Genomic DNA, 22,383 nt, shown 5'->3' with positions numbered 1-22,383 from the left:
ATTATAGCACTACAGAGTGGAATGGGGAACTACAACCATATATGTAAACTCCTAGGGTTATATAAATTATAGCATTACAAAGAGAAATGGGAGGCTACAACGTCGGCGGGAGGCGGTACTGAAAGTGCTGAATTTTAGCCCTACAGACCAAAGTAAATGACCATACCGTAATCTAAAGAGTCCTTAATATAAATACCGTAAATAAAATATAGCGTTTCAGATGAGTCTAACAACCCTAGCCAATTCATAGAAAACATGCTTCCCATATAAAGAATAGAAAATACCTGAGTATTGTCTATTTATCTTAATGCTCTTTTTATGGCTATCTTTTGGGATCATTTGTTGTGCCTGGTCACAAAAAATTCATTAACTATCGCTTTTTTGAGTATTTATATTTACCTAACTAGCTTTGCTCAACCTGCTGAGAATATACAACACAACCGTATATCCATCCTCATTTTAAGCTATACACTCAGTGGAGCTAGTGGAAATTTATGCACCACATTCGTCTCATTGCGCATATAACGACAGGTAGCGAATTTCTTAAACCATCTAATTATACCTAGGTGGTTTTTTATTCACCGATACCACTCAAATAATTCAACTGATCAATCATTAAACAAAACCAGGCAAAGTATATTAAAAACAAGAAGATAGATGATAGAGATATCACTTGTTCACCTAGTTATGCACAGAAACTGTGAATAGCAAACGGCCGTGATAAAGACAAACTGATGACTTTGCACAAAGTGTTTGCGTATTTCTGCAACTTTGCTGGTTTAGCGGCCTCGTCGCTCTTGTATTTCTTAGGCAAACTGCTATATTAACTGGATTATTAATTACTTAATGGGAGGAAGGAATGGATTTTGATGTAGCGGTGATTGGTGCCGGTATGGTGGGTACCAGTACGGCTGTATACCTACAACAAAAAGGCTTTAAAACCGCTTTAATTGACCAGAAGTTACCTGGCTCAGAAACGTCGTATGGCAATGCTAGTTTGATACAACGCGAGGCGGTTTTTTTGACGCCATTTCCAGGTAGTTTGCATGATATCGCAAGGATTCTACCTAACCAAAGTACGGATGTGCGTTATCGCGTGGATGCCATGCTGCATTATGCTAAGCCTATCTGGCAATACAAACAAAATTCGCGACCGGTGTCATTGCACCACATCGAGGAGCAATGGGCGACGTTAATCGAGCACTGTACCGAGGAGCACCAAAAACTGATCGAATTGGCCAAGGCCGAGGACTTAATTCGTCGCGATGGCTGGATTCAACTTTATCGCACGCCAGCGTCTTATGAGATCGGCAAACAAAAGGCTGAGAAGGCCAAACGCTTTGGGGTGGAGTCACGTTTACTGACGACTGAGCAGATTAAAGCCATGGAACCCAATGTGAATCTTAGCAATTATGTGGGCGGTATTCACTGGCTTAATTCTTGGCAGGTCAGTAATCCAGGTGAATTAGTCAAACGTTACGCCAAATACTTTACCGATAAACTTGAAGGGATCTTTTTACAAGAAAGTGTACAGGCGCTGACCCAGCAAGGTGATTCATGGCAGGTGCAAGGGGACAAGACAACACTTACGGCTAAACATGTGGTGGTGTGCATGGGGCCTTGGTCCAATAAAATCACGGCAGCGCTGGGTTATAAATTCCCTATTATCCCCATTCGTGGTTATCATCGTCATTTTAAAGTCACCCCTCAGAACCAAATCAAACATAGCTTTATGGATGCGGATGCGGGCTTTGTGATTAGTCCCACGGATTTGGGAATTCGTATTACCACGGGAGCCGAGATGGCAATGCAGGATGCACCTGAGCGTTTGCAGCAGCTCGATAAGGTCTCAGAAATTGCTAAGCAAATCGTGCCGCTAGAAGAGGCCACGCCTGAGCCGGCTTGGTTTGGTTCACGTCCATGTATGAGTGATATGAAGCCTGTCTTAGGACCTGCACCACATCATCAAGGTTTGTGGTTTGCCTTCGGTCATGGTCACCAAGGCTTTACATTGGGGCCTGTCACAGGCCGGATTATGGCAGAGCTCGTCAATGGCGAAACGCCATTTGTCGATGTCGCCCCATTTAGTCCAGATCGTTTCTGATTGACACCACTACTACAAGACTCACAAAAATCCCCATCATTTGATGGGGATTTTTATTCAAAGGTAGCTTAAGTGAATGTATTAAGAAGTGATGCGATCGTACTGGGCTTTGTCGAGTAAGCCCTCACTTTTACTGACCTCTGGGGCCTGTCACAGGTCGGATTATGGCAGAGCTCGTCAATGGTGAAACGCCATTTGTCGATGTCGCCCCATTTAGTCCTGATCGGTTCTGATCGACACCACTACTACAAGACTCACAAAAATCCCCATCATTTGATGGGGATTTTTATTCAAAGGTAGCTTAAGTGAATGTATTAAGAAGTGATGCGATCGTACTGGGCTTTGTCGAGTAAGCCCTCACTTTTACTGACAAGAGCAGTACCTGCCATATCGCCAGTGACGTTTAAGCTAGTGCGGCCCATATCCAAAATAGAATCAATGCCTAAGATCATAGCGTAGGCCGCCGCTACCGCTGAGCCTTCTTCGATGTCTAGACCGACGGATTTGAGTACGATAAGTAGCATAATAGCACCCGCGCCGGGTACACCCGCTGTGCCGACAGAGGCAAGCACCGCCGTAATAATAATGGTCAGTTGTTGCGCTAGACTGAGGTCATAACCAATGGCATAAGCAATAAACATCGCGCAGACCCCTTGGTAGATGGCGGTACCATCCATATTAATGGTTGCGCCTAATGGTAGGGTAAAGGAAGAGATCTCTCGGCTCATCCCCATTTTGTCGCAGCACATCATCGTGAGTGGTAGGGTGCCACTGGAGCTACGTGTGACGAATGACGTCAACATCGCAGGACGCGCTTTTTGTACGAAGGTGCGTAAACTTAAGCGATTGATCAAAAGAAACGCGCCATAAATAAATACTAAGTGCAACACAAAACCAATATAGGTCGCACTAATCACCGTGGTGAGCGAACCGACGATATTGGCGCTTTCTTTGGCAAAGACTACGGCTAGGAGCGCAAAAACACCAATCGGTGCATATTCCATAATCCAGCGTACGACTTTAAACATGACTTCGGCAATCGCATTAAAGACGCTAAACAGCACTTCACCCGCTTTGGCGAGCGGTTCCTCGTGGCTTGCACGCAAATATGACACGCCAATACCAAATAGGATGGAGAAAAAGATTACGGGAAGGACATCGCCCGCGGCGATCGATTTAAAGATATTCGTAGGGATAATATTAAGAAAGGTATCCATGAGGGATGGGGCATTGAGTTCCTTACCCGCCGCCTCTGCTGAAGACTGCAAGTGTAAACCTAGGCCAGGTTTGAATAAATTAGCCAGGGCTAGACCAATCGCGACAGCCAACCCTGAGGTGACGAGGTAGAAGACCACGATTTTAACGCCAGCACGACCCAAGCGCACGGGGCTGACATTAGCGGCGCCCACCACTAGGGTACTGATAATCAATGGCATAACAATCATTTGTAATAAACGCACAAAGACTTTGCCAAGGGGATCGACCCAGAGAATTTTGTCTTTGAAAAGCATCCCTGCTAAGACACCTAAGATCAGACCGATTAGAATGCGCCACAGCAAATTAGTGCGAAAATACCAGCTAAATAAGCCTTTTTTGGGAGCGCTAGTCATTATGAAATTCCTTACAAAAAAATAAAGCCCCATTACTTTATAGACAAATTGTAAAAATTTCTACCTTGGTTTTCCAGAATATGACTGATGACAAAAAATTTGTGGGTCTTATACGACAGCACGCTTGATGCGCGGATTGTCTTACTTCGTAACACCAAGGACGAGTAGGGAGCTAAAGACGGTTAAGTTTGAAGGAGGGTGAATGGGCCTGCTTTGCTTTAAGAGGAGGGACTCGTTGGCACTGTGAACGCACTATACAAAATACTTAATATAAATATAAGTCAATGCAAGCTATAAGGGCGAGTCGTTCAGCAGTGGGGCGTTGTCTAGTTAAAAAACGGCGAGTAAAAGCTAAAAGGCCGAAAAAAGGGCGAAAAAAAAGCTGCTAACCATGTAGCAGCTTTTTAAACACTATATATATAACGAATTTTGGAACCCACAGTGAGAATTTAAAAATTCTATGAACTTATAGAGGATATTTTATGAATTTTAAATAATTTTAGTGGTGCGAGCGAAGAGACTCGAACTCTTACACCTCTCGGCGCTGGAACCTAAATCCAGTGCGTCTACCAATTCCGCCACGCTCGCTTTAGAATCACTAAAGAATATATTTATAACCCATTTTTGCTAGGTTTGGCAAGTATTTTTTTGTTTTTTTCTAATTAAATTTTTCACCGCTGCTTATACACAACAAAACAACGGTGATTATGGCAATTAATACGCGCTAAACATTACTTAGCTGAGATCACTCTCGGATACGGTTTCGGAGAACAATTGCCAGCAAGTAATAAATAGGGCCGCCATCAGTGGGCCAATCACAAACCCGTTGGGACCAAATACGGTAAGACCCCCCACCGTGGTGACAAGCACAATATAGTCTGGCAGGCGAGTGCTTTTGCCTACCAGGATGGGACGTAGCACATTATCACTTAAGCCAATCACAATACAACCGTAAGCGATCAAGAAGATACCGCTACCAATGTGGTCGGTCGCAAGGAAGTAAAGTGCCACAGGTAACCACACAATGGCGGAACCAATGGCCGGTAAAAGCGATAAAAAGCCCATGAGTACGCCCCATAATAGTGAGGCCTCAATGCCTAAGATCGCAAAAATAACCCCACCTAAAATACCGTGAACCACAGCAATCACGACATTACCTTTGACGGTGGCTTTGACGACTGAGGTAAATTTCTCGAAGAGATGATTGCGATAGTCGCGTTTGAGGGGGATGGCTTTTTTGACGGCAAGCATGATTTTGGAGCCATCTCTTAAGAAAAAGAACAGCAAATAAATCATAATGCCAAAGGCTACAAAGAACTGGAAGGTATTGGTGCCAAGCTGTACGGCTTGGTTAGCCAAAAAGCGACTGGCTTCGGAAATGGAAGACTGCAACTTAGCTTGTAATTCGTCCATGCTATTAATATTAAAGAGGCTCAGGCCATCATTGACCCAGGAAGGGACATGGGACGTCATCTCGTGCATATAATGACTAAAGTTGATTTGGCCCGAATCGATACGAGAATAAAAAGTGATGATTTCTCGCACCAAGGCAACAGTCGTAATCGCCAGCGGGATAATGCCAATTAAAATACAGATAGTGAGTGTGATTAAGGCCGAGGTATTTCGTCTGTTGGGCATTTTTGAGAGAAAGTAATTATTGATGGGTGAAAAAATCACCGCAAAGATTACTGCCCAGAAAATTGCACCATAAAAGGGAAATATCACTACAATAAAGCCAATTGTTACCAAAGCCAGTAACAATACAAAGAAGTTAAAATTTATTTTGGATGCAGCCATAGGTAACCTTTTTGCTGATGTCTTGTAGAATAATGACGGTATTGTAACTTTTTTTAAGTTTAAATAAATTTAAAGCGATAGCTCTGCTTAAATAGGCGGGCCGGTTTTTATTGGCAAGAAGTTTGTCTAGTTTTTAAGCAAAAACAAGAGGTTATGTTTTATGGGTGGCACTGGTTTAGTGACTAAATGGCACAAGCACCTCTGGATTTATGGTTTAGTTAGCTTGGCTGCACTGTCTGGGTGTAGTACCACGCCGCCGAGTCATCCAGATAATATTTGCGAAATCTTTACTGAAAAACCAAAGTGGCATCGCTACGCTGAAGCCTCTCGTGCCAAATGGGGCGTGCCGCCGCAAATTCTCATGGCGATTTTGTTTCAGGAATCCTCTTTTAAGCATGACGCCTTACCGCCCAAAGATCATATTCTCTGGGTGATCCCATGGGGGCGCGTCAGCTCCGCAAAAGGTTATCCTCAGGCAAAGGATGAGGTCTGGGAGGAGTATCAGCAAGCGGTGGGGCATTCTGCCAGTCGCAGCGATATGGAAGATAGTTTGGATTTTATGGGTTGGTACCTCGATAAGGCGCAGCAACTCAATGGCGTCTCTAAATGGGACACGTATAATTTATATCTTAACTACCATGAGGGTTGGGGTGGTTTTAAACGTGGCACTTATCATAGTAAAGCTTGGCTCAAAAAAACCGCTACTATAGTCAAGGATCGTGCCGATACCTATGGTGCCCAGTATTTTGCCTGCCGCGATCATCTTTAAACTGCTATCTATTTGTGTTGAGTCTAGCTAATGGCTGATTCAAGAAACCGTCTCGTCATGTTTACTATTCATTCTACTTGTTTACGATCTGTTTTGGCGCTCAGCAAAACATTGAGTGTTGGCCTAGTGTTGAGTGCTTTTTTACCCACGCAGGCTCATGCAGCCGCAGATGATCCCAACGAGGTGATTATTGCGACGGGTTCTGAAAATGGGGCCTATTATGCAACGGCTCAAGGTATTTGTGCGGCTTTGCAATTGGATGCACAAGAAAGTCAGCGTCCGATTAAGTGCACGATTGAGGGGTCGGGTGGCGCCTTAGCGAATTTAGATCATTTACGCCAGGGTAAAGTGACCCTAGCGTTGGGGCAGAGTAATATCGTTTATAACGCCTATCATGCCGAAGATTGGTTTGCGCAAAGGCCATTTAAGAATCTTCGAACAGTCTTTACCTTGTTTGTCGAGCCGGTGACTGTAGTGGCGGCGCCAGAAAGTGGTATTAAATCGTTTGCCGATCTTAAGGACAAGCGCTTTAATGTGGGCGCTTCTGGGTCAGGCACGCAAACCACCATGAAGCATTTATTTCAAGCGTATGGGGTGACAGAGGGTTTTTTCAAAAAAACCTCGAACCTCGAGGCCATGAAACTCGGCCAAGCGCTTTGTAAGGATCAGATTGATGCCTTTATGTATATCGATGGTCAACCCTCGTCCATTGTGCGCAATCCCACGACGACATGTAAAGCACAGCTCGTGCCGATTGAGGGGCAAGCGGCGGATAAATTGACGGCAACAGCACCTTATTATGACAAATATGTTATTCCAGGCGGCTTATACCAGAATAATCCACAAGACACCCCAACGGTTGGGGGTGTGGCGGCACTAGTGACCTCAGAGGAAATCGATCCTAAATTGATTTATCGGATTGTGGGTGCGGTAATGCAACATTTTGATGTATTCAAAGAAAAGCATAAGGCGCTTGAATATCTCGATAAATCACAAATGTCACATCGAGGCTTGATGGCGCCCTTGCATCCTGGGGCGGAACAGTATTTTACTGAGCAAGGGCTGTAGCTTAATAAATGACCTAAAGCGCAGTGCTACGACGCAGGTTTGAGCCAGCGCGTTAAGGGGCATCGGCGTTTCTCAGCAGCGGTTTTATCAGAGTTTCTTATGGGTACTTGACGCGATCAAAACTCAAAACTTGCCACGACTGGGGCATGATCGGAAGGTCTTTCGAGTGCGCGCGGGGTTTTGTCGACAACAGAGGCGGTGCATTTTTGTTTGAGGGCGTCACTCACTAGGATATGATCAATTCGGATACCGGCATTGCGCACAAAGGCCGCGCGTCGGTAATCCCACCACGAATAAGTATTGTCTGCTTGGGGAAATAAGCGGAAGGAATCATGTAGGCCTAAGTCCAGTAAATCATTAAAGGCTTTTCTCTCGGCAGGAGAGACTAGGATTTCACCCGAATAGCGATCATAAACATCTCGAGACTCTGGAGCAATATTAAAGTCACCCGTTAGCACGAGATTGGGATAGTCTTGTAATTGCTGTTGAAGATAGTGATTGAGTTTTTCAAACCAATCGAGTTTATAAGGGTATTTGGCACTTTCTAGGGCTTCCCCATTGGGGCAATAGACACAGATAAGACGCACAGGCCCGGCCACAGAGGGTAGGGTGCAGGCGATTAAACGCTTTTGTGGATCGTCAAGAAGTGGATTATCACGTTGGATCTGAGTGGCGGGCGCTTTACTTAAGATAGCGACACCGTTATAGGTTTTTTGGCCGTTCCAGATGGCATGGTAATTGAGTTCATTAAACGCTTGCTCGGGAAACATGTCCTGATCTTGCTTGAGCTCCTGAAGACAAAGCGCATCTACCGGGTTTTGTGCTAACCAATCCAATACGTGTGGCAGCCGTACTTTAAGCGAGTTCACGTTCCAAGAGGCAATCTTCATAAGCTTTTTAACATCTATAAATTAAGGTAAGCCGATATTGTAAGATAATTGTCTCTTACGATGCGACCGCTAGTTGCCTTCTTTTAAAACTCTACCGAGGTTATTTTGTTAGCTAAACATCCTCATCCCGAACATGATAGCCCTTTGATTTCAGAGGCCGAAGGTTATCGTTATTTACATTTTGCGAGTGCCTGGATGCAAGGCGCTATGGATATTCGCACGCCTTCTAATTTGGTGTTTGAATACACGCGACAAATGGCCGCTTGGCTCTTATTTATAACGCCGAGTGCCAAGGATCGATTGGCGATCTTAGGCTTGGGTTCGGCCTCGTTATTGCGGTTTTTTATGCGTTATAGTCGCAGCCAACTGCAAGTGGTGGAATGGAATCCACAGGTGACGGCGTGCTGTCGTCAGTATTTTCGAATGCCAGATTCGCCACGTATCAATGTCCATCATGGCGACGCGCAAGCTTGGGTGGTAGACCCAGTAAACCATGGCACTTGTAAGGTACTGATGGTCGATCTATATAACTATCAAGCCGAAGGGCCTGTGTGTAGTTCTTTGGCGTTTTACAAGGGTTGCTACGATACGCTAGAGAATGGCGGTATTGCTGTGATTAATTTATTTGCCAATCACGCGAGCTTTGCCAAAAATCTCAAAAATATCCAAAAAGCCTTTGGTCAACGGCTCTTAATGCTCAAAGAAACCCCTGAAGGGAATCGCATTGTCATGGCGTTTAAGGGGCCACCGCGGCTATTACGTTGGTCACAGTTGCAGAGTCAAAGCCGTAAAGTACAAGTGAAGTATGGCCTCGAAGCGTGTGAATTCTTAATGCAGCTACGGCCTGAACTAAAAAAATATGCTCAAGACGCTCATAATCAGGTGTTTGAGCTCTGATTTATTTTAAAATGGTAAATTAACTAAAATTTTCTCACACGTTTATAGTCACACTTTTTATAGTCGCTCTTTAGATAGCCTTGGGGGTTATATGTTTCTAAAAAAATGTTTGGGTGGTATGGTCATTGCACTAGCTGGTTTGAGCATGGCTCAGGCCGCCGACCTAAAAAAAGTGGATGTGACAGCGATTGTTGAACATCCTGCTTTGGACGCCATTCACAAAGGCGTTGTTGAAGGTCTCAAACAAGCCGGCTATGAAGAGGGTAAAACTGTCAAAGTGCGTTACCAAAGCGCCCAGGGTAATACCAGTACGGCCGCGCAGATTGCGCGTCAATTTGTCGGCGAAAATCCCGATGTGATTGTGGCCATTGGCACGCCTTCAGCACAAGCGGTCGCCGCCGCCACCAAAAAAATCCCCTTGGTGTTTTCTGCAGTCACTGATCCCGTCGCAGCACAATTGGTCAAGAGTGAAGCAGCGAGCGGGACCAATATTACTGGTGCCTCTGATCGCTTGGATCTAAAATCACAAATTGAGTTGATCAAAGAAATCGCCCCTAATGCTAAAACCTTGGGTATGGTCTACAACCCAGGCGAAGCCAATTCAGCTGCCACTGTGAAACAATTTAAAGAGGTGCTACCACAATATGGTATGACCCTGATTGAAGCGGCCGCGCCACGTACGGTAGACGTTAGTTCAGCGGCTCGTAAATTAGTGGGTAAAGTTGACGTGGTCTATAGCAATAATGACAATAACGTCTCGGCAGCCTACGAAACCCTGGCCAAAGTCCTTAACGAAGCGAAAGTGCCTTTAGTCGCTTCGGATCCCGCTAATGTTAAGCGTGGCGCCGTGGCCTCCTATGGTACCGATTATGAAAGTCTCGGTTTGGAGACCTCAAAAATCGTACTTGAGATTCTCAATGGCAAAGATCCGGGCACTATTCCTTATCATTTAACGCAAAATCAGGTCTTGATTCTCAACCAAAAGGCTGCCAAAAAACAAGGGGTAACGTTCTCCCAAAAATTATTAGATTCAGCCAAAACTATTATTGAATAAATTTACGTGTTACATCTTTGCTTGAGCTCGGTTGGGCTCAAGCCTTTTTGAATTATGTCTTTATTATCGTCTCTAGGCGCATTGGAGCTGGGCTTTATTTACAGCTTAGTAGCCATTGGTGTTTTTATAACCTTTCGTATTCTAAATTTCCCTGATCTGACAGTAGATGGTACCTTTGCCACGGGCGGCGCTGTCGCTGCCGTGATGATTAGTCAGCATTATGATCCCTTTGTGGCGACCTTGTGTGCGATGCTGGTCTGTGCCTTGGCGGGTTCTATCACCGCCATCTTAAATGTCAAATTTGGCATTATGGATTTATTAGCCAGTATTTTGATGATGACGGCACTGTATTCGGTCAATCTACGGATTATGGGCGCCCCTAATATCCCATTGATTATTGAAGATACGGTCTTTACCCTCACACAGCCGAGCGCCTTAGACGATATGTATTGGCGACCTTTGTTCTTATTGCTTACGGTCGTGCTCTTGACCGTCTTAGTGTATGTCTATTATTTGACACGTTCAGGCTTAGCGATGCGTGCTACTGGTACCAATTTACGGATGGCGCGCGCTCAAGGGGTTAACACTGACAATATGGTCATTATGGGCATGGCCATCTCCAATGCCTTGGTCGGTGCCGGTGGTGCTTTGTTCGTGCAATCGCAAGGGGGGGCCGATATCTCTATGGGGATTGGCACGATTGTGATCGGCTTGGCGGCAGTGATTTTGGGACAAAGTGTCTTGGGGGCACGTCGCTTCGGTTGGACATTGTTAGCCGTAATCATTGGAGCTATTGCTTATCGATTCTTTATTGCCATCGCGCTTAATAGCGACTTCATTGGTTTACAAGCTCAGGACTTGAATTTAGTCACCGCTATCTTAGTCACCTTGGCCTTGGTACTGCCAAAACTCAAAAACAAACTCTTTAAAGGTAAACCTCATGCTTAAGGTTGAAGATCTGCATTTAACCTTTAATAAGGGCACGCCGATTCAAACCCGTGCTCTTCAGGGAATGTCACTGTCTATCCCTACGGGGCAATTTGTGACGGTGATTGGTTCGAATGGCGCTGGCAAAAGTACGCTGCTCAATGCAGTAGCAGGCGAGGTGAAGGTCGATCACGGCAAAATCTTTTTGGACAACAAAAACGTCACTAAACAAATCGGTTGGCGTCGCGCCAGCACGGTCGCGAGGGTCTTTCAGGATCCTATGGCCGGTACCTGTGAGGACCTCAGTATTGAAGAGAATTTATCGCTCGCCTATAGCCGAGGCCGCAAGCGTGGCTTTCGCTTCGCTCTCAATCACAAGAACCGCGAGTTTTTTAAAAAGAAATTAGCGGTCTTAGGCTTAGGGCTGGAACATCGATTGAGTGACCGCATTGGTCTGCTCTCGGGTGGGCAGCGTCAAGCCGTGAGCCTCTTAATGGCGACGCTGCAAAACAGTAAAATTCTCCTTTTGGACGAGCATACCGCGGCATTAGACCCCCGTACGGCCGATTTTGTACTGCAACTCACCAAAAAAATTGTCACGTCCCAAAAACTCACCACGATGATGGTCACGCACAGCATGAAGCAAGCCCTCGAATTGGGCGAGCGCACTATTATGTTGCATCAGGGCAAAGTCGTCCTTGACGTGGCCGGTGAGGAAAGAGCCCAACTGGGCGTCGCGGATTTGTTAGAGATGTTTAGCAAAGTACGCGGCTTAGAAATTGATGATAGTTTAGTATTAAGTTAATAAGAATTAACGTAAGTTACATATATTTTCTGATAGTATAATATTTTGTTGCAGAATCTAGACAATTTAAAATATTGTCTAGTCAAGTATTTTATTTTATAATTTTTGCACGTTTTTTTGGCTTGTTTGTTTCTCTGCAGGCTGTGGGACGTACAAAATTCTTCTTACCCCTTAGCGAAACCTCCTTTTGCTAAGGGGTAAGTATCTACACACATAGGTTCTAAATGAAATATCATCAGCGTTTTCAGCGTCTTGGTCTCTCTACCGTCGCGCTAACCCTAGCGATGTCACTCGCCGCTTGCAATCAAGAACAACAGCAACGTCAAGCGCCCAAGTACAAGGTCAGTACAGTGACGGTGAGCCCAAAAGCTAAAGAGTTGTTCACGACGCTGCCTGGCCAAGTCAATGCCATCAAAGACGCTCAAGTGGTGGCCCGGGTCACCGGTAATATAGAATCTATTAATTTCGAACAAGGTAAGGAAGTCAAAAAAGGGCAGTTATTGTTCCAAATTGATCCTAAGCCTTATCAAGCTGAATACAATCAGGCCGCCGCTAATCTCAAACAAGCTCAAGCCTTAGCCCAAAGCGCCAATGCCTTGTCTAAGCGCTACGGGGGTTTGGTCGGTTCTGCCGCTGTGAGTAAACAAGAGTATGACAACGCCAAGGCGGACGCTGCCAAAGCCAATGCCAGCATTGAGCAATATAAGGCCGCGCTAGAGTCAGCGCGTATTGATCTGGGCTACACCCGTGTTACTAGTCCCATCGATGGTATTGTCGGTAAGGCGCTAGTCACGGAAGGCGCCTTAGTGCGCGCCACCGATGGCACCGTATTAGCGCTCGTACAGCAACTCAATGAAGTTTATGTCGACTTTAACCAAACAGTCTCTGAACTGTCGCGTTTACGCCTAGCGATCAAAGATGGCCAAGTGCAAGCCTTAGATGGTGGTAGTACGGAGGTTGAGGTGACAACTGACGAGGGCTTGACGTATCCCGAAAAGGGTAAGCTCATGTTTACGGGCGTGACGGTCGATAGTCGCACAGGCATGGTGCAACTCCGATCCATTTTTCCCAACAAAGACCATATTTTGTTGCCAGGCATGTATGTCACTGTGAAATTACCGCAGGGAACCATCAAGGATGCATTGACAGTGCCGACCCAAGCACTGCAACGTAATTCGAATGGCACAAATAGCTTATATGTCGTCGAAGACGGTGTCGTAAAAACGGTAAATGTCAAAACTGGCCAAGAAACGAATGGTGAAACCTTAATTAACTCGGGTCTCAAACCGAATAGCCAAGTGGTCGTTGAAGGTTTCACTAAGATCCGTCCGGGTGACAAAGTGGATCCTATCCCTTGGGATCCGAACAAAGGCAAGGAAGCCGTAGAGGCTCGCGAGCAAGATAGTCACAAGGGTAAAGGTGAAACCGAAGGGGACAAGGCAGAGCCGCAGGATCAAGCCACCCCTGACTCTGAATCTTCATCCAACGATAGCGCTAAATAGGGCTGAGGTCGTATGTCATCGTTTTTTATTCATCGCCCCATCTTTGCTTGGGTTATTGCTATTTTGATCACACTCGTCGGGGTGCTGGTACTGCCAAACGCCGCCGTAGAGCAATACCCTGACGTGGCTCCACCCAAAATTACCATTCGCGCGAATTATCCAGGCGCGAGTGCCGAAGAGGTCGCTCGTACGGTCACCAGTGTTATTGAGGATGAGCTCAATGGTGCCGATGGTCTTTTGTACTATGAATCTAAGTCCACGTCGACGGGGCAATCGCAAATTGACGTGACCTTTGAACCAGGTACCAATGACGATATTGCGCAGGTGCAAGTACAAAACCGCGCTTCTAGTGTGGAATCAAGTTTGCCGCAGTCTGTCCTCGATCAGGGGATTACTTATAACAAAGGTAACAGTAACTTCTTGATGCTGATTACCATGACCTCACCGAATGGGACTTACTCAAAGTCTGATCTTTCCGATTATATTGCTCGTAATATCCAAAACGATATTGCCCGTGTCAAAGGCGTTGGTTACTTTCAACTATTTGGTAGTGAGCGTGCACTCAGGGTCTGGTTTGACAATACCAAACTTACCGCTTTAGGGATGACCGCTGCAGATGTGCGCCAAGCCCTAGCGACTCAAAACGTGCAGATTCCTGCCGGTAGTATCGGCGCGCCGCCAACGCCAAGCGATCAACAAACCTCGGCGATTGTTTCTCTCAATGGCCAGCTCAGCACCCCTGAGCAATTTGAGAATCTAGTCCTGAGAACGGGCAATGATGGTTCAACTGTCAGGATCAAAGACGTCGCGACGGTCGAAATCGGTGACGAGAATTACCAATACGATTCACGTTTGAATGGTCACTCTAGTACGGCGTTTGCGATCTCCCTCAAAACGGGTGCCAATGCCTTAGAAACCGAGCAGCTCATCTTGGACAAAATGCATGAGCTCGAGCAGTATTTCCCCGCCGATATGGAGTGGTCATCTCCTTACAATACCGCCCCTTATGTGGCGGCTTCTATTGAGCAAGTACTCCACACCTTAGTCGAGGCGATTGTTCTGGTCTTTATTGTGATGTTCATTTTCTTGCAAAATGTTCGCTACACAATTATTCCAGCGATGGTAGTGCCTGTGGCGCTTTTGGGAACCTTGGCAGTACTGCATTACTTCGGTTATTCGGTCAATATGTTAACCATGTTTGCCATGGTACTGGCGATTGGTATTTTGGTGGATGACGCGATTGTGGTGGTTGAGAACGTGGAACGGATCATGTCCGAAGAAGGGCTGTCACCCGTTGAAGCCACCATTAAGAGTATGCCAGAGATTCAAGGGGCGATTGTTGGTATTACATGTGTGCTGGTCGTGGTCTTCTTGCCGCTTATGTTTATGGCGGGTTCATCCGGCGTGATCTATCGGCAATTTGCGATGGCCATGATGGTCTCGATTGCTTTTTCCGCTTTCTTGGCGCTCAGTTTTACGCCAGCGCTCTGCGCAACGATTCTCAAACCTGTCGCTCATGGTGAACGGAAGGGCTTTTTTGGTTGGTTCAATCGCAACTTTGATAAACTCACCGAAAAATACAAAAGCGTTGTTGTGCGCATGCTTAAACGCAGTTGGTTGTGGATGATTGTCTATGTGGTATTGACGATCGCCATGATTTTTATGTTTATTCGCTTGCCGTCTTCCTTTATGCCGATTGAGGATCAAGGCTACGTTATCGCCAACGTTGAATTGCCATCGGGTAGTTCGGTCAACCGTACTGATAAGATCCTGAAACAGGCTGAAGATTACTTCATGCATCAAGATGAAGTCGAAAATGTGATTGCGGTGCGCGGTTTCTCTTTCAATGGTAGTGGCTATAACGCGGGTATTATGTTCGTGCCTCTCAAAGATTTTGAAGATCGACCAGGCGCCGAGCATGGTGCTGAGGCCGTGGCTGGACGGGCAACGGGTGCCTTATTATTTGGTATTCCTGATGCGACGATCTTTAGTTTAGTACCACCCGCGATTTCTTCTTTGGGTAACTCTGCCGGTTTTGACTTGCGTCTTCAAGACCGCGGTAGTGTTGGTGTAGCACAATTGCGTCAATACGCCTTGCAATTAGTGGCGTTGGCTAACCAAAGTCCTGTCCTCAAAAATGTCAGGATCACAGGTTTGTCCCCAGGACCTACCCTAAAAGTGACTATCGATAGGGGGGAAGTCTATCGTCATGGCCTCAATATGGCAGACGTTAGTACCGTCATTAATGCGTCCATGGGGGGATCTTACATCAACAAATTCCCTAATATGGGTCGCATGCAACAGGTCTGGATTCAAGCCAAACCTGAAGACCGCGTCACGCCAGAAGATATTCTTAAATTACGTGTTGCCAATAAAGATGGTCAGCTTGTGGATGTGCGCACCTTTGCGACGGTGAAATGGACCGAAGAACCGAACTTGGTGAATCGCTATAACAGTTATTATGCACAAGTAATCAATGGTGAAGCCGCCCCTGGTTACTCTAATGGTGAGGCCATGGATGAGCTCAAGCGTCTGATTGCTGAGAATTTGCCAAATACTATTGGTTATGAATGGTCGGCCTTATCGTATCAAGAGTTGCAGGCAGGTAACCAAGCGCCGTTTATGATGGCCTTATCCATTATTGTGGTGTTCTTGGTCTTGGCGGCTCTCTACGAAAGTTGGGCGATTCCATTGGCGGCGATCTTGATTATTCCATTAGGTATGTTCGGTACCATTGCCTTGACTTGGTTACGTGGTATGTCTAATGACATCTACTTCCAGATCGGTATGATTACGGTGATTGGTCTGGCCACCAAAAACGCGATCTTGATTGTAGAGTTTGCCAAAGATCAGGTGGCAGCTGGCGGTGATCTGCTTGAATCCACCATTGAAGGCGCGCGGCTGCGTTTCCGGCCGATCTTGATGACCTCATTTGCCTTTATTTTGGGGGTCTTACCGCTACTCTTTACTTCTGCGGCGGGGGCCGCAAGTCAACACGCCGTGGGTACCGGTGTAGTCGGCGGTATGCTGGGCGCAACACCATTCTCTATTTTCTTTGTGCCGATTTTCTTTGTGGTGGTCTTGCGTTTCTTCAAAACCAAACCCAAAAACTTACGTGCACAAGCTCAGCATGCTAACGGTGCAACGACGGCCAACTCGGCAACGTCGGCCCAAGCCCAAGCACCGATGCCTGTTACTCACGCTTTACCTGACCACAGTCAAGATCAGGATAAGCCTAATTCCGCTTCGTCAGAAAGTGATGCGGATGATTCAAAGGATAAATAATGTTTCGCTATTCTGTATTGACCTTAAGCCTTATACTTGCGGGTTGCTCGCTCGCGCCTAAATACGAGCGTCCGCAGGCGCCGATCCCTGCGACGTATGATGAGTCGCAGACCACGGTGAATGCCTCGCAAGCCAGCGCTGCCGATCTTGGCTGGAAAGAATTTATCCGCGATCCGCGCTTACAAGCTTTGGTCGCCGCAGCTTTGGATAACAACCGTGATTTGCGCTTAGCTGTACAACGGGTTGAAGAGTCACGAGCGATGTTTGGTATTACACGTTCCGATATGTTGCCGCATATTAGTGCCATGGGCAATGGTAATGTGGAACGTTTACCGAATAGTTATATGCGTAATAACGCGGGTGATAGCACAGATGTGGGCGGCCATCGGATTACGCGTAACTTTCAGGCGGGTATAGGGTTTACCAATTTTGAATTGGACTTATGGGGCAGACGTCGCAATATGACGGAGGCCGCTTTTGAAAAATACCTAGCCAGTGACGAAGCTCGTCAAAGTGTGCAAATTGATCTCATTGGTCAAGTGGCGACGACTTATTTTGCTATGCAAGGTAATGCCGCCCTAGAAGCGCTTTCTGCCAAGACCATCGATTCATACCAAAAAACCTTTGATCTCGTTAATAATCGTTTTAAGGCTGGCGTAGCGACAGCGCTAGAGCTTAACCAAGCCAAAACTACGTTACAAACAGCCAAAACCCGTAAGGCCCAATACAAACGCTTACGCATTCAGGCTAGCAATGCCTTAAATGTACTGGTAGGTCGCAAAATTGTGGGCCAATTACCAGCCGCGGCAGAATTTTCACAGGATGTTTTGTTAAGAGATATTCCCGCCGGTGCACCGTCTGAACTCTTAACCCGACGTCCGGATATTCGTCAAGCTGAGCATAATCTTAAATCCGCAAACGCCAATATTGGCGCAGCGCGGGCGGCTTTTTTCCCAAGTTTATCGTTGACGAGTACCATCGGTACGATTAGTCCTGTCTTTAGTGACCTGTTTGATAGTGGTACCGATCACTGGGCTTTCCAACCCAGTTTAACCTTGCCTATTTTCCATGCGGGTGCCCTCAAAAACTCTCTAGATCTCGCCGAAGTTCGGAAAGACATGGCTGTGACGCAATACGAAAAAACCATTCAAGTGGCCTTCCAGGAAGTAGCCGACGCCTTGATTGGTGAAGAAACCTATCGTGAGCAACTCGATGCCTTGGCCGAAGAACAAAAAGCGGCGTATAACTCGCTTAAATTAGCGCATATGCGCTACGAAAGCGGCATCGATAGCTTCTTAGAAGTACAACGCGCACAAATCGATCTTTTTGGGGTGCAACAAGAGTACTTAATCAGTGGTATGCAATCGCTCAACAACCGCGTGGCGCTTTACAAGGCCCTTGGCGGAGGTTGGACAGCCGATACTGTGCAAGCCTTAAGGCCCGATCAGCCTAGCCAACCCTGAATCTCATGAGAGTAATTATTCAATGCCAGCAACAGCTTTAAGTTTTATAATTAAAGCTGTTGTTTTTTTAGCCGTGTGAAGGTTGTATTAATGTTATTAGGTGTCAATATTGACCATGTTGCGACATTGCGTCAGCAACGTTTTACTACTTACCCAGATCCTGTACAGGCCGCGCTGCTGGCAGAACAAGCAGGGGCCGATAGTATAACTTTGCATTTACGAGAGGATAGACGGCATATTCAGGATCAAGATGTTTTTAATTTGCGGCCTAAATTGCTCACTAAAATGAACCTGGAATGTGCAGTGACTCCCGAAATGATAGAGATTGCATGTCAGGTTCAGCCTCAGGATATTTGTTTGGTCCCTGAGCGCCGCCAAGAACTCACTACCGAGGGCGGTCTCAATGTCATCGAATCCCAAGACAGCTTGCGGCAAGCGGTGGAAAAATTACAACAGCAAGGTAGTCGGGTTTCGTTGTTTGTGGATCCAGAACTCGCACAAATCGAGGCCGCCGCAGATACCGGTGCCAAGGTCATCGAATTACATACCGGGCGTTATAGTAATTTGGCCGATGCACCCGCCCCCGATCAGGCGGCGGTGACTCAAGAATTGCATCGATTGCAGGCGGCGATCTCCTGTGGTTTAAAATTAGGCTTACAAGTAAATGCGGGTCATGGTTTGAATTACAGCAATGTGCAAGCGATTGTTGCACTGCAAGGCCTTACTGAACTCAATATCGGTCATGCCATCGTGGCACAAGCGATTTTTGATGGCTGGACCAAAGCGGTTGCCGATATGAAAGCATTATTATGTAAGCAAGCATAAAGGTAAACTATGGATAAAAATACTCAACATAAGCAAACATTAGAAGATTTACTGCATCGTACCTCAGTCAAAATGGTGGTCGCTCCAGGTCCTAATGACGAAGAACTCGATTTGATTATGCGCGCCGCTATGACCGCTCCCGATCATGGTGCGCTTATGCCTTGGCGCTTTAAGATTATTCGTGGCGAAGAGGCCGTCAAGGAATTTACTGATAAGGCCTTGCATATTCGTCATCAAACAGAGCCTGCGATTCCTGCCGAAAAAATTGAGGCTACGCGTCAGCTGTTTTCTCAGATTCCTTTAATCATTGCGGTGGCTTGCCATATTGACTATAACAATACCAAAATCCGCGAAAACGAACGTGTTTTGGCGACGGCTTGCGCGGCCATGCAAATTCTCAATGCGAGCCAGGCACTGGGCTATGGTGCCTATTGGGGTAGCGGCATGGCGACCTACGAGGACGAGCTACAAGAGATGCTGGGGTTTGATCCGCTCGAGTATCGCTATATCGGCTACATCACGATTGGCACGCCCCGCATGCAGATACCAACAAAAGAGCGTCCGGATTGGCGCCAATTTACTGAGAACTGGCCTCGTTAATAACCTCCAAACAATAAGCCTTGTTTAAGGCTTATTGTTTTATGGCTGACGCTTTCGACGCCGTTTTATTCTTAATATAAACCACAAACCAATAACGTAAAATGCAAACCACCTCACAGAAGGCTGCCCGTTTATTACTTTTTGCGCTGGCCATCGGCAGCTTTGCGATTGGCACGACCGAATTTTCCACCATGAGTTTAGTGCCATTTATCGCTGATGATTTTCAAATAGCGGAGTCGACAGCCGGTCACTTAATTACGGCTTATGCCCTGGGTGTCGTCGTAGGGGCGCCGCTGATTTCGATCGTCTTTGCGACGTGGTCTAAACGCAAACTCTTAATTGCGTTAATGCTGTTTTTTGCCTTGTTGCATGCGGTTTCTGCTCTCGCACCACACTATAACTTCTTGTTATTGTCGCGTTTTTTGGCGGGGCTACCGCATGGGGCTTATTTTGGTGTGGCTTCTTTAGTGGCCGTCTCATTGGTGCCGCAGCACAAACGTGCCCAAGCGGTAGGATTAGTCATGACGGGGCTAACGGTTTCTACTATTCTAGGGGTGCTCTGTAGCGGCTGGCTCGCCGAGCTGTTTGGCTGGCGTATTAATTTTTGGTTCGTGAGCGCCTTAAGTCTTTTTAATGTTTATATGGTGTGGCGCTTTTTTGCTAGTACGAATCCAGTCAACACCTTAAAAACCCATCCCATCCAAGAATTGGGTGCCCTCAGAAATCCTCGTGTCTGGTTGTTATTAGGCATTGGCATTGTAGGATTCTGTGGCATGTTTAGTGTATATACCTACGCCGCGTCTGCCTTGATTCAAGCGGCCAATGTGCCGCGTCCTTGGGTGCCACCCATTATGTGCTTGTTTGGGGTGGGCATGACGTTTTCTAATATTTTTGTCACACGGCTCTTTGGGGCTAAACCTTTGCGTGGCATCGCCACATTACTCTTGTTTTCAGCCGTGGCTTTGTTTCTCTATTCTGTAGTAGTAGAGCACTGGTTAGGGGTGGCCGTAGTGGCCTTGATGATTGGTCTGTTAGGTGCCGCCGGCTCCTTAGTGCAGGTTGAGTTGATGGACAACGCCAAAGATGCTCAAACGCTTGCCGCGGCGCTCAACCACAGTGCTTTTAATATTGCCAATGCCTTGGGACCTTTTTTGGGCGGCTTGGCCTTGGATGCTGGCTTTGGTTGGGGCTCACCTGGCATTGTGGGGAGTATTGCTTCCTTATTGGGTTTGGCGCTGTGCTTGTACACGATGCATTACTTCAAAAAAACCGCGCCTCAGCCAGCACAGCTTTAGTGGCCAACACTGCGTGAAAATAGATTCATAATCAAAATCCCTAGAATAATAAAGCCCATGCCTATGATGGCAGCCGTATCTAGGGATTGCTTTAAAAAAATCTTACCGATCAAGGCCAAGGCCACAATGCCGACCCCAGACCAAATCGCATAGGCGATGCCGACAGGGATGGACTGAATGGCTTTGGACAAAAAATAAAACGATACGATATAGGCACAAATCACTCGAATAGACGGCCACCAAGCAGAAAAGCCATTGGCTTGTTTGAGAGAAAAGGTACCAAAGACTTCGGCGGCGATCGCTAATCCCAAATATAAATAGGCGATATAAAGCATGACAAATGCCTTTTTATATGATTAAAAGTAATAAAACTATAGTCAAAAAATGGTTTTATTAAATAAAGGAGACTATTATACTAATCTAATTGCATGCTTATAAGTGCATATTTAGCGCTTTTTTGCCATTAATTTTAATAAAAGGAGTCATCTTATGGGTAAATGGTTCAAAAACAATGCCGAAGCCATTGGTCGCACACCACTCGTCCAAATCAATAAACTCAGCAAAGATAGTAAGGCCACTATTCTTGCCAAAATCGAAGGTCGTAACCCAGCTTACTCCGTCAAAGATCGCATTGGCGTTAGCCTCATCAAAGACGCACTAGACAAAGGCATTCTTGGCGAAGGCAAAGAAATCATCGAAGCCACCAGCGGTAATACTGGGATTGCGCTTTCTTATGTCGCCGCCAGCTTGGGTATCCCTATTACTATTGTGATGCCAGATACCATGAGTATCGAGCGTCGCAAATTAGTCGCTGCGTTTGGTGCCAAACTTATCCTCACTGAAGGTGCCAAAGGCATGAAAGGTGCCATCGCTAAAGCGCACGAATTAGTTGAAAATGACTCTAAATATGTCTTATTAGGTCAATTCGATAATCCCGCCAATGTCAAAATCCACCAAGAGACCACCGGCCCAGAAATCTGGCAGGATACCGACGGTAAGGTTGATATAGTGGTCGCCGGCGTAGGTACAGGTGGTACCATCACGGGTATCGGTAAGTACATCAAACAGGACCAAAACAAAGCGATTCAGTTAATTGCTGTTGAGCCCGCCGACAGTCCAGTGATTTCACAAACACTCAATAACGAAGAAATCAAAACCGGTCCTCACAAAATTCAAGGTCTAGGCGCTGGCTTTATTCCTAAGATTCTTGACTTAAGCCTGCTTGATGGTGTCGAAAAAGTCAGTAATGAGGACGCTGTGAAGTACGCCCGTTTACTGGCTTCCGAAGAGGGGATTATTTCTGGTATTTCTAGTGGTGCAGCGATTGCCGCGGCCTTACGCATTGCCAATAAGCCCGAAAATGAAGGCAAAGTGATCGTCGTGATTCTGCCTGACTCTGGTGAGCGTTATCTCAGCAGTATCTTATTTGCCGATCTGTTTGATGAAAATGGTCTGAGCAAATAAGTCTACGCTCAACTCATGCAGACACTTA

At 46.3% G+C, this 22,383-nt stretch carries 18 protein-coding genes and 1 tRNA gene; 14 read left to right on the top strand and 5 right to left on the bottom strand.

The annotated features are described in order from the left end of the window. Positions 1-859 precede the first annotated feature (859 nt). Positions 860-2,104, top strand: coding sequence for an NAD(P)/FAD-dependent oxidoreductase (locus Q335_RS0108000; protein ID WP_028358168.1), 1,245 nt, complete (start codon positions 860-862; stop codon positions 2,102-2,104). A gap of 314 nt (positions 2,105-2,418) precedes the next feature. Here the strand turns inward: Q335_RS0108000 and Q335_RS0107995 are convergent, their stop codons facing one another. From Q335_RS0107995 to Q335_RS0107985, 3 genes are all read right to left on the bottom strand, one after another. Further along, on the bottom strand, positions 2,419-3,714 hold the full coding sequence (locus tag Q335_RS0107995) for a dicarboxylate/amino acid:cation symporter (protein WP_028358167.1): 1,296 nt from the start codon (positions 3,712-3,714) through the stop codon (positions 2,419-2,421). A gap of 503 nt (positions 3,715-4,217) precedes the next feature. Further along, positions 4,218-4,302 (bottom strand) — tRNA-Leu (locus tag Q335_RS0107990). 147 nt (positions 4,303-4,449) lie between these two features. After that, positions 4,450-5,511, bottom strand: coding sequence for an AI-2E family transporter (locus Q335_RS0107985; RefSeq protein ID WP_028358166.1), 1,062 nt, complete (start codon positions 5,509-5,511; stop codon positions 4,450-4,452). 160 nt (positions 5,512-5,671) lie between these two features. Here Q335_RS0107985 and Q335_RS0107980 point away from each other — a divergent pair, with 160 nt between their 5' ends. Both Q335_RS0107980 and Q335_RS0107975 read left to right on the top strand, forming a co-directional pair. Next, positions 5,672-6,280 carry a transglycosylase SLT domain-containing protein gene (locus Q335_RS0107980; protein ID WP_156929911.1) on the top strand — a complete coding sequence of 203 codons (609 nt, stop codon included), beginning with the start codon at positions 5,672-5,674 and terminating at the stop codon, positions 6,278-6,280. A 30-nt stretch (positions 6,281-6,310) separates the two neighbouring features. Further along, on the top strand, positions 6,311-7,348 hold the full coding sequence (locus Q335_RS0107975; protein WP_084493592.1) for a TAXI family TRAP transporter solute-binding subunit: 1,038 nt from the start codon (positions 6,311-6,313) through the stop codon (positions 7,346-7,348). Between the two features lie 116 nt (positions 7,349-7,464). Here Q335_RS0107975 and xth read toward each other — a convergent pair whose 3' ends face one another. Further along, positions 7,465-8,238, bottom strand: a complete 774-nt coding sequence (gene xth, locus Q335_RS0107970) for an exodeoxyribonuclease III (RefSeq protein ID WP_028358163.1) — start codon at positions 8,236-8,238, stop codon at positions 7,465-7,467. Positions 8,239-8,343: 105 nt separating this feature from the next. On the opposite strand from xth, the gene Q335_RS09825 reads away from it, so the two are divergent. From Q335_RS09825 to Q335_RS0107920, 10 genes are all read left to right on the top strand, one after another. Continuing rightward, positions 8,344-9,135: a spermine/spermidine synthase domain-containing protein gene (locus tag Q335_RS09825; RefSeq protein WP_245588296.1), complete on the top strand. Its 792-nt coding sequence runs from the start codon at positions 8,344-8,346 to the stop codon at positions 9,133-9,135. Between the two features lie 91 nt (positions 9,136-9,226). Continuing rightward, positions 9,227-10,189 (top strand): ABC transporter substrate-binding protein, encoded by a 963-nt coding sequence (locus tag Q335_RS0107960; protein ID WP_028358162.1) that lies wholly within the window; start codon positions 9,227-9,229, stop codon positions 10,187-10,189. Positions 10,190-10,243: 54 nt separating this feature from the next. Further along, positions 10,244-11,137, top strand: a complete 894-nt coding sequence (locus Q335_RS0107955) for an ABC transporter permease (protein ID WP_028358161.1) — start codon at positions 10,244-10,246, stop codon at positions 11,135-11,137. Next, positions 11,130-11,921 (top strand): ABC transporter ATP-binding protein, encoded by a 792-nt coding sequence (locus Q335_RS0107950; RefSeq protein ID WP_028358160.1) that lies wholly within the window; start codon positions 11,130-11,132, stop codon positions 11,919-11,921. Before Q335_RS0107955 ends, Q335_RS0107950 begins: the two co-directional genes overlap by 8 nt. A gap of 224 nt (positions 11,922-12,145) precedes the next feature. Beyond that, entirely contained in the window at positions 12,146-13,423 is a 1,278-nt protein-coding gene (locus tag Q335_RS0107945) for an efflux RND transporter periplasmic adaptor subunit (RefSeq protein ID WP_028358159.1), read from the top strand. A 12-nt stretch (positions 13,424-13,435) separates the two neighbouring features. Continuing rightward, positions 13,436-16,708 carry a multidrug efflux RND transporter permease subunit gene (locus tag Q335_RS09820; protein ID WP_051532409.1) on the top strand — a complete coding sequence of 1,091 codons (3,273 nt, stop codon included), beginning with the start codon at positions 13,436-13,438 and terminating at the stop codon, positions 16,706-16,708. Then, complete coding sequence (locus tag Q335_RS0107935) at positions 16,708-18,171, top strand: efflux transporter outer membrane subunit (RefSeq protein WP_038369678.1); 1,464 nt, start codon at positions 16,708-16,710, stop codon at positions 18,169-18,171. The genes Q335_RS09820 and Q335_RS0107935 overlap by 1 nt, the downstream gene beginning before the upstream one ends. A 90-nt stretch (positions 18,172-18,261) precedes the next feature. After that, on the top strand, positions 18,262-18,996 hold the full coding sequence (gene pdxJ / locus Q335_RS0107930) for a pyridoxine 5'-phosphate synthase (RefSeq protein WP_028358157.1): 735 nt from the start codon (positions 18,262-18,264) through the stop codon (positions 18,994-18,996). A 9-nt stretch (positions 18,997-19,005) separates the two neighbouring features. Beyond that, positions 19,006-19,596, top strand: a complete 591-nt coding sequence (locus Q335_RS0107925; RefSeq protein WP_028358156.1) for a nitroreductase family protein — start codon at positions 19,006-19,008, stop codon at positions 19,594-19,596. 101 nt (positions 19,597-19,697) lie between these two features. Further along, the gene (locus Q335_RS0107920) at positions 19,698-20,891 is read left to right on the top strand and encodes an MFS transporter (protein ID WP_028358155.1); all 1,194 of its coding nucleotides are present in this window, start codon (positions 19,698-19,700) and stop codon (positions 20,889-20,891) included. Here Q335_RS0107920 and Q335_RS0107915 read toward each other — a convergent pair. After that, complete coding sequence (locus Q335_RS0107915; RefSeq protein WP_028358154.1) at positions 20,888-21,217, bottom strand: DMT family transporter; 330 nt, start codon at positions 21,215-21,217, stop codon at positions 20,888-20,890. The genes Q335_RS0107920 and Q335_RS0107915 overlap by 4 nt on opposite strands. A 163-nt stretch (positions 21,218-21,380) precedes the next feature. Between Q335_RS0107915 and cysK the strand changes: the two genes are divergently transcribed. Next, entirely contained in the window at positions 21,381-22,355 is a 975-nt protein-coding gene (cysK, locus tag Q335_RS0107910) for a cysteine synthase A (protein ID WP_028358153.1), read from the top strand. Positions 22,356-22,383 lie beyond the last annotated feature (28 nt).

It is taken from the genome of Brackiella oedipodis DSM 13743 (genome assembly GCF_000621025.1).
Lineage (GTDB): Bacteria > Pseudomonadota > Gammaproteobacteria > Burkholderiales > Burkholderiaceae_B > Oligella > Oligella oedipodis.
The sequence above is the reverse complement of the archived record's forward strand: the minus strand, read 5'-3'. Positions and strand labels throughout refer to the sequence as shown.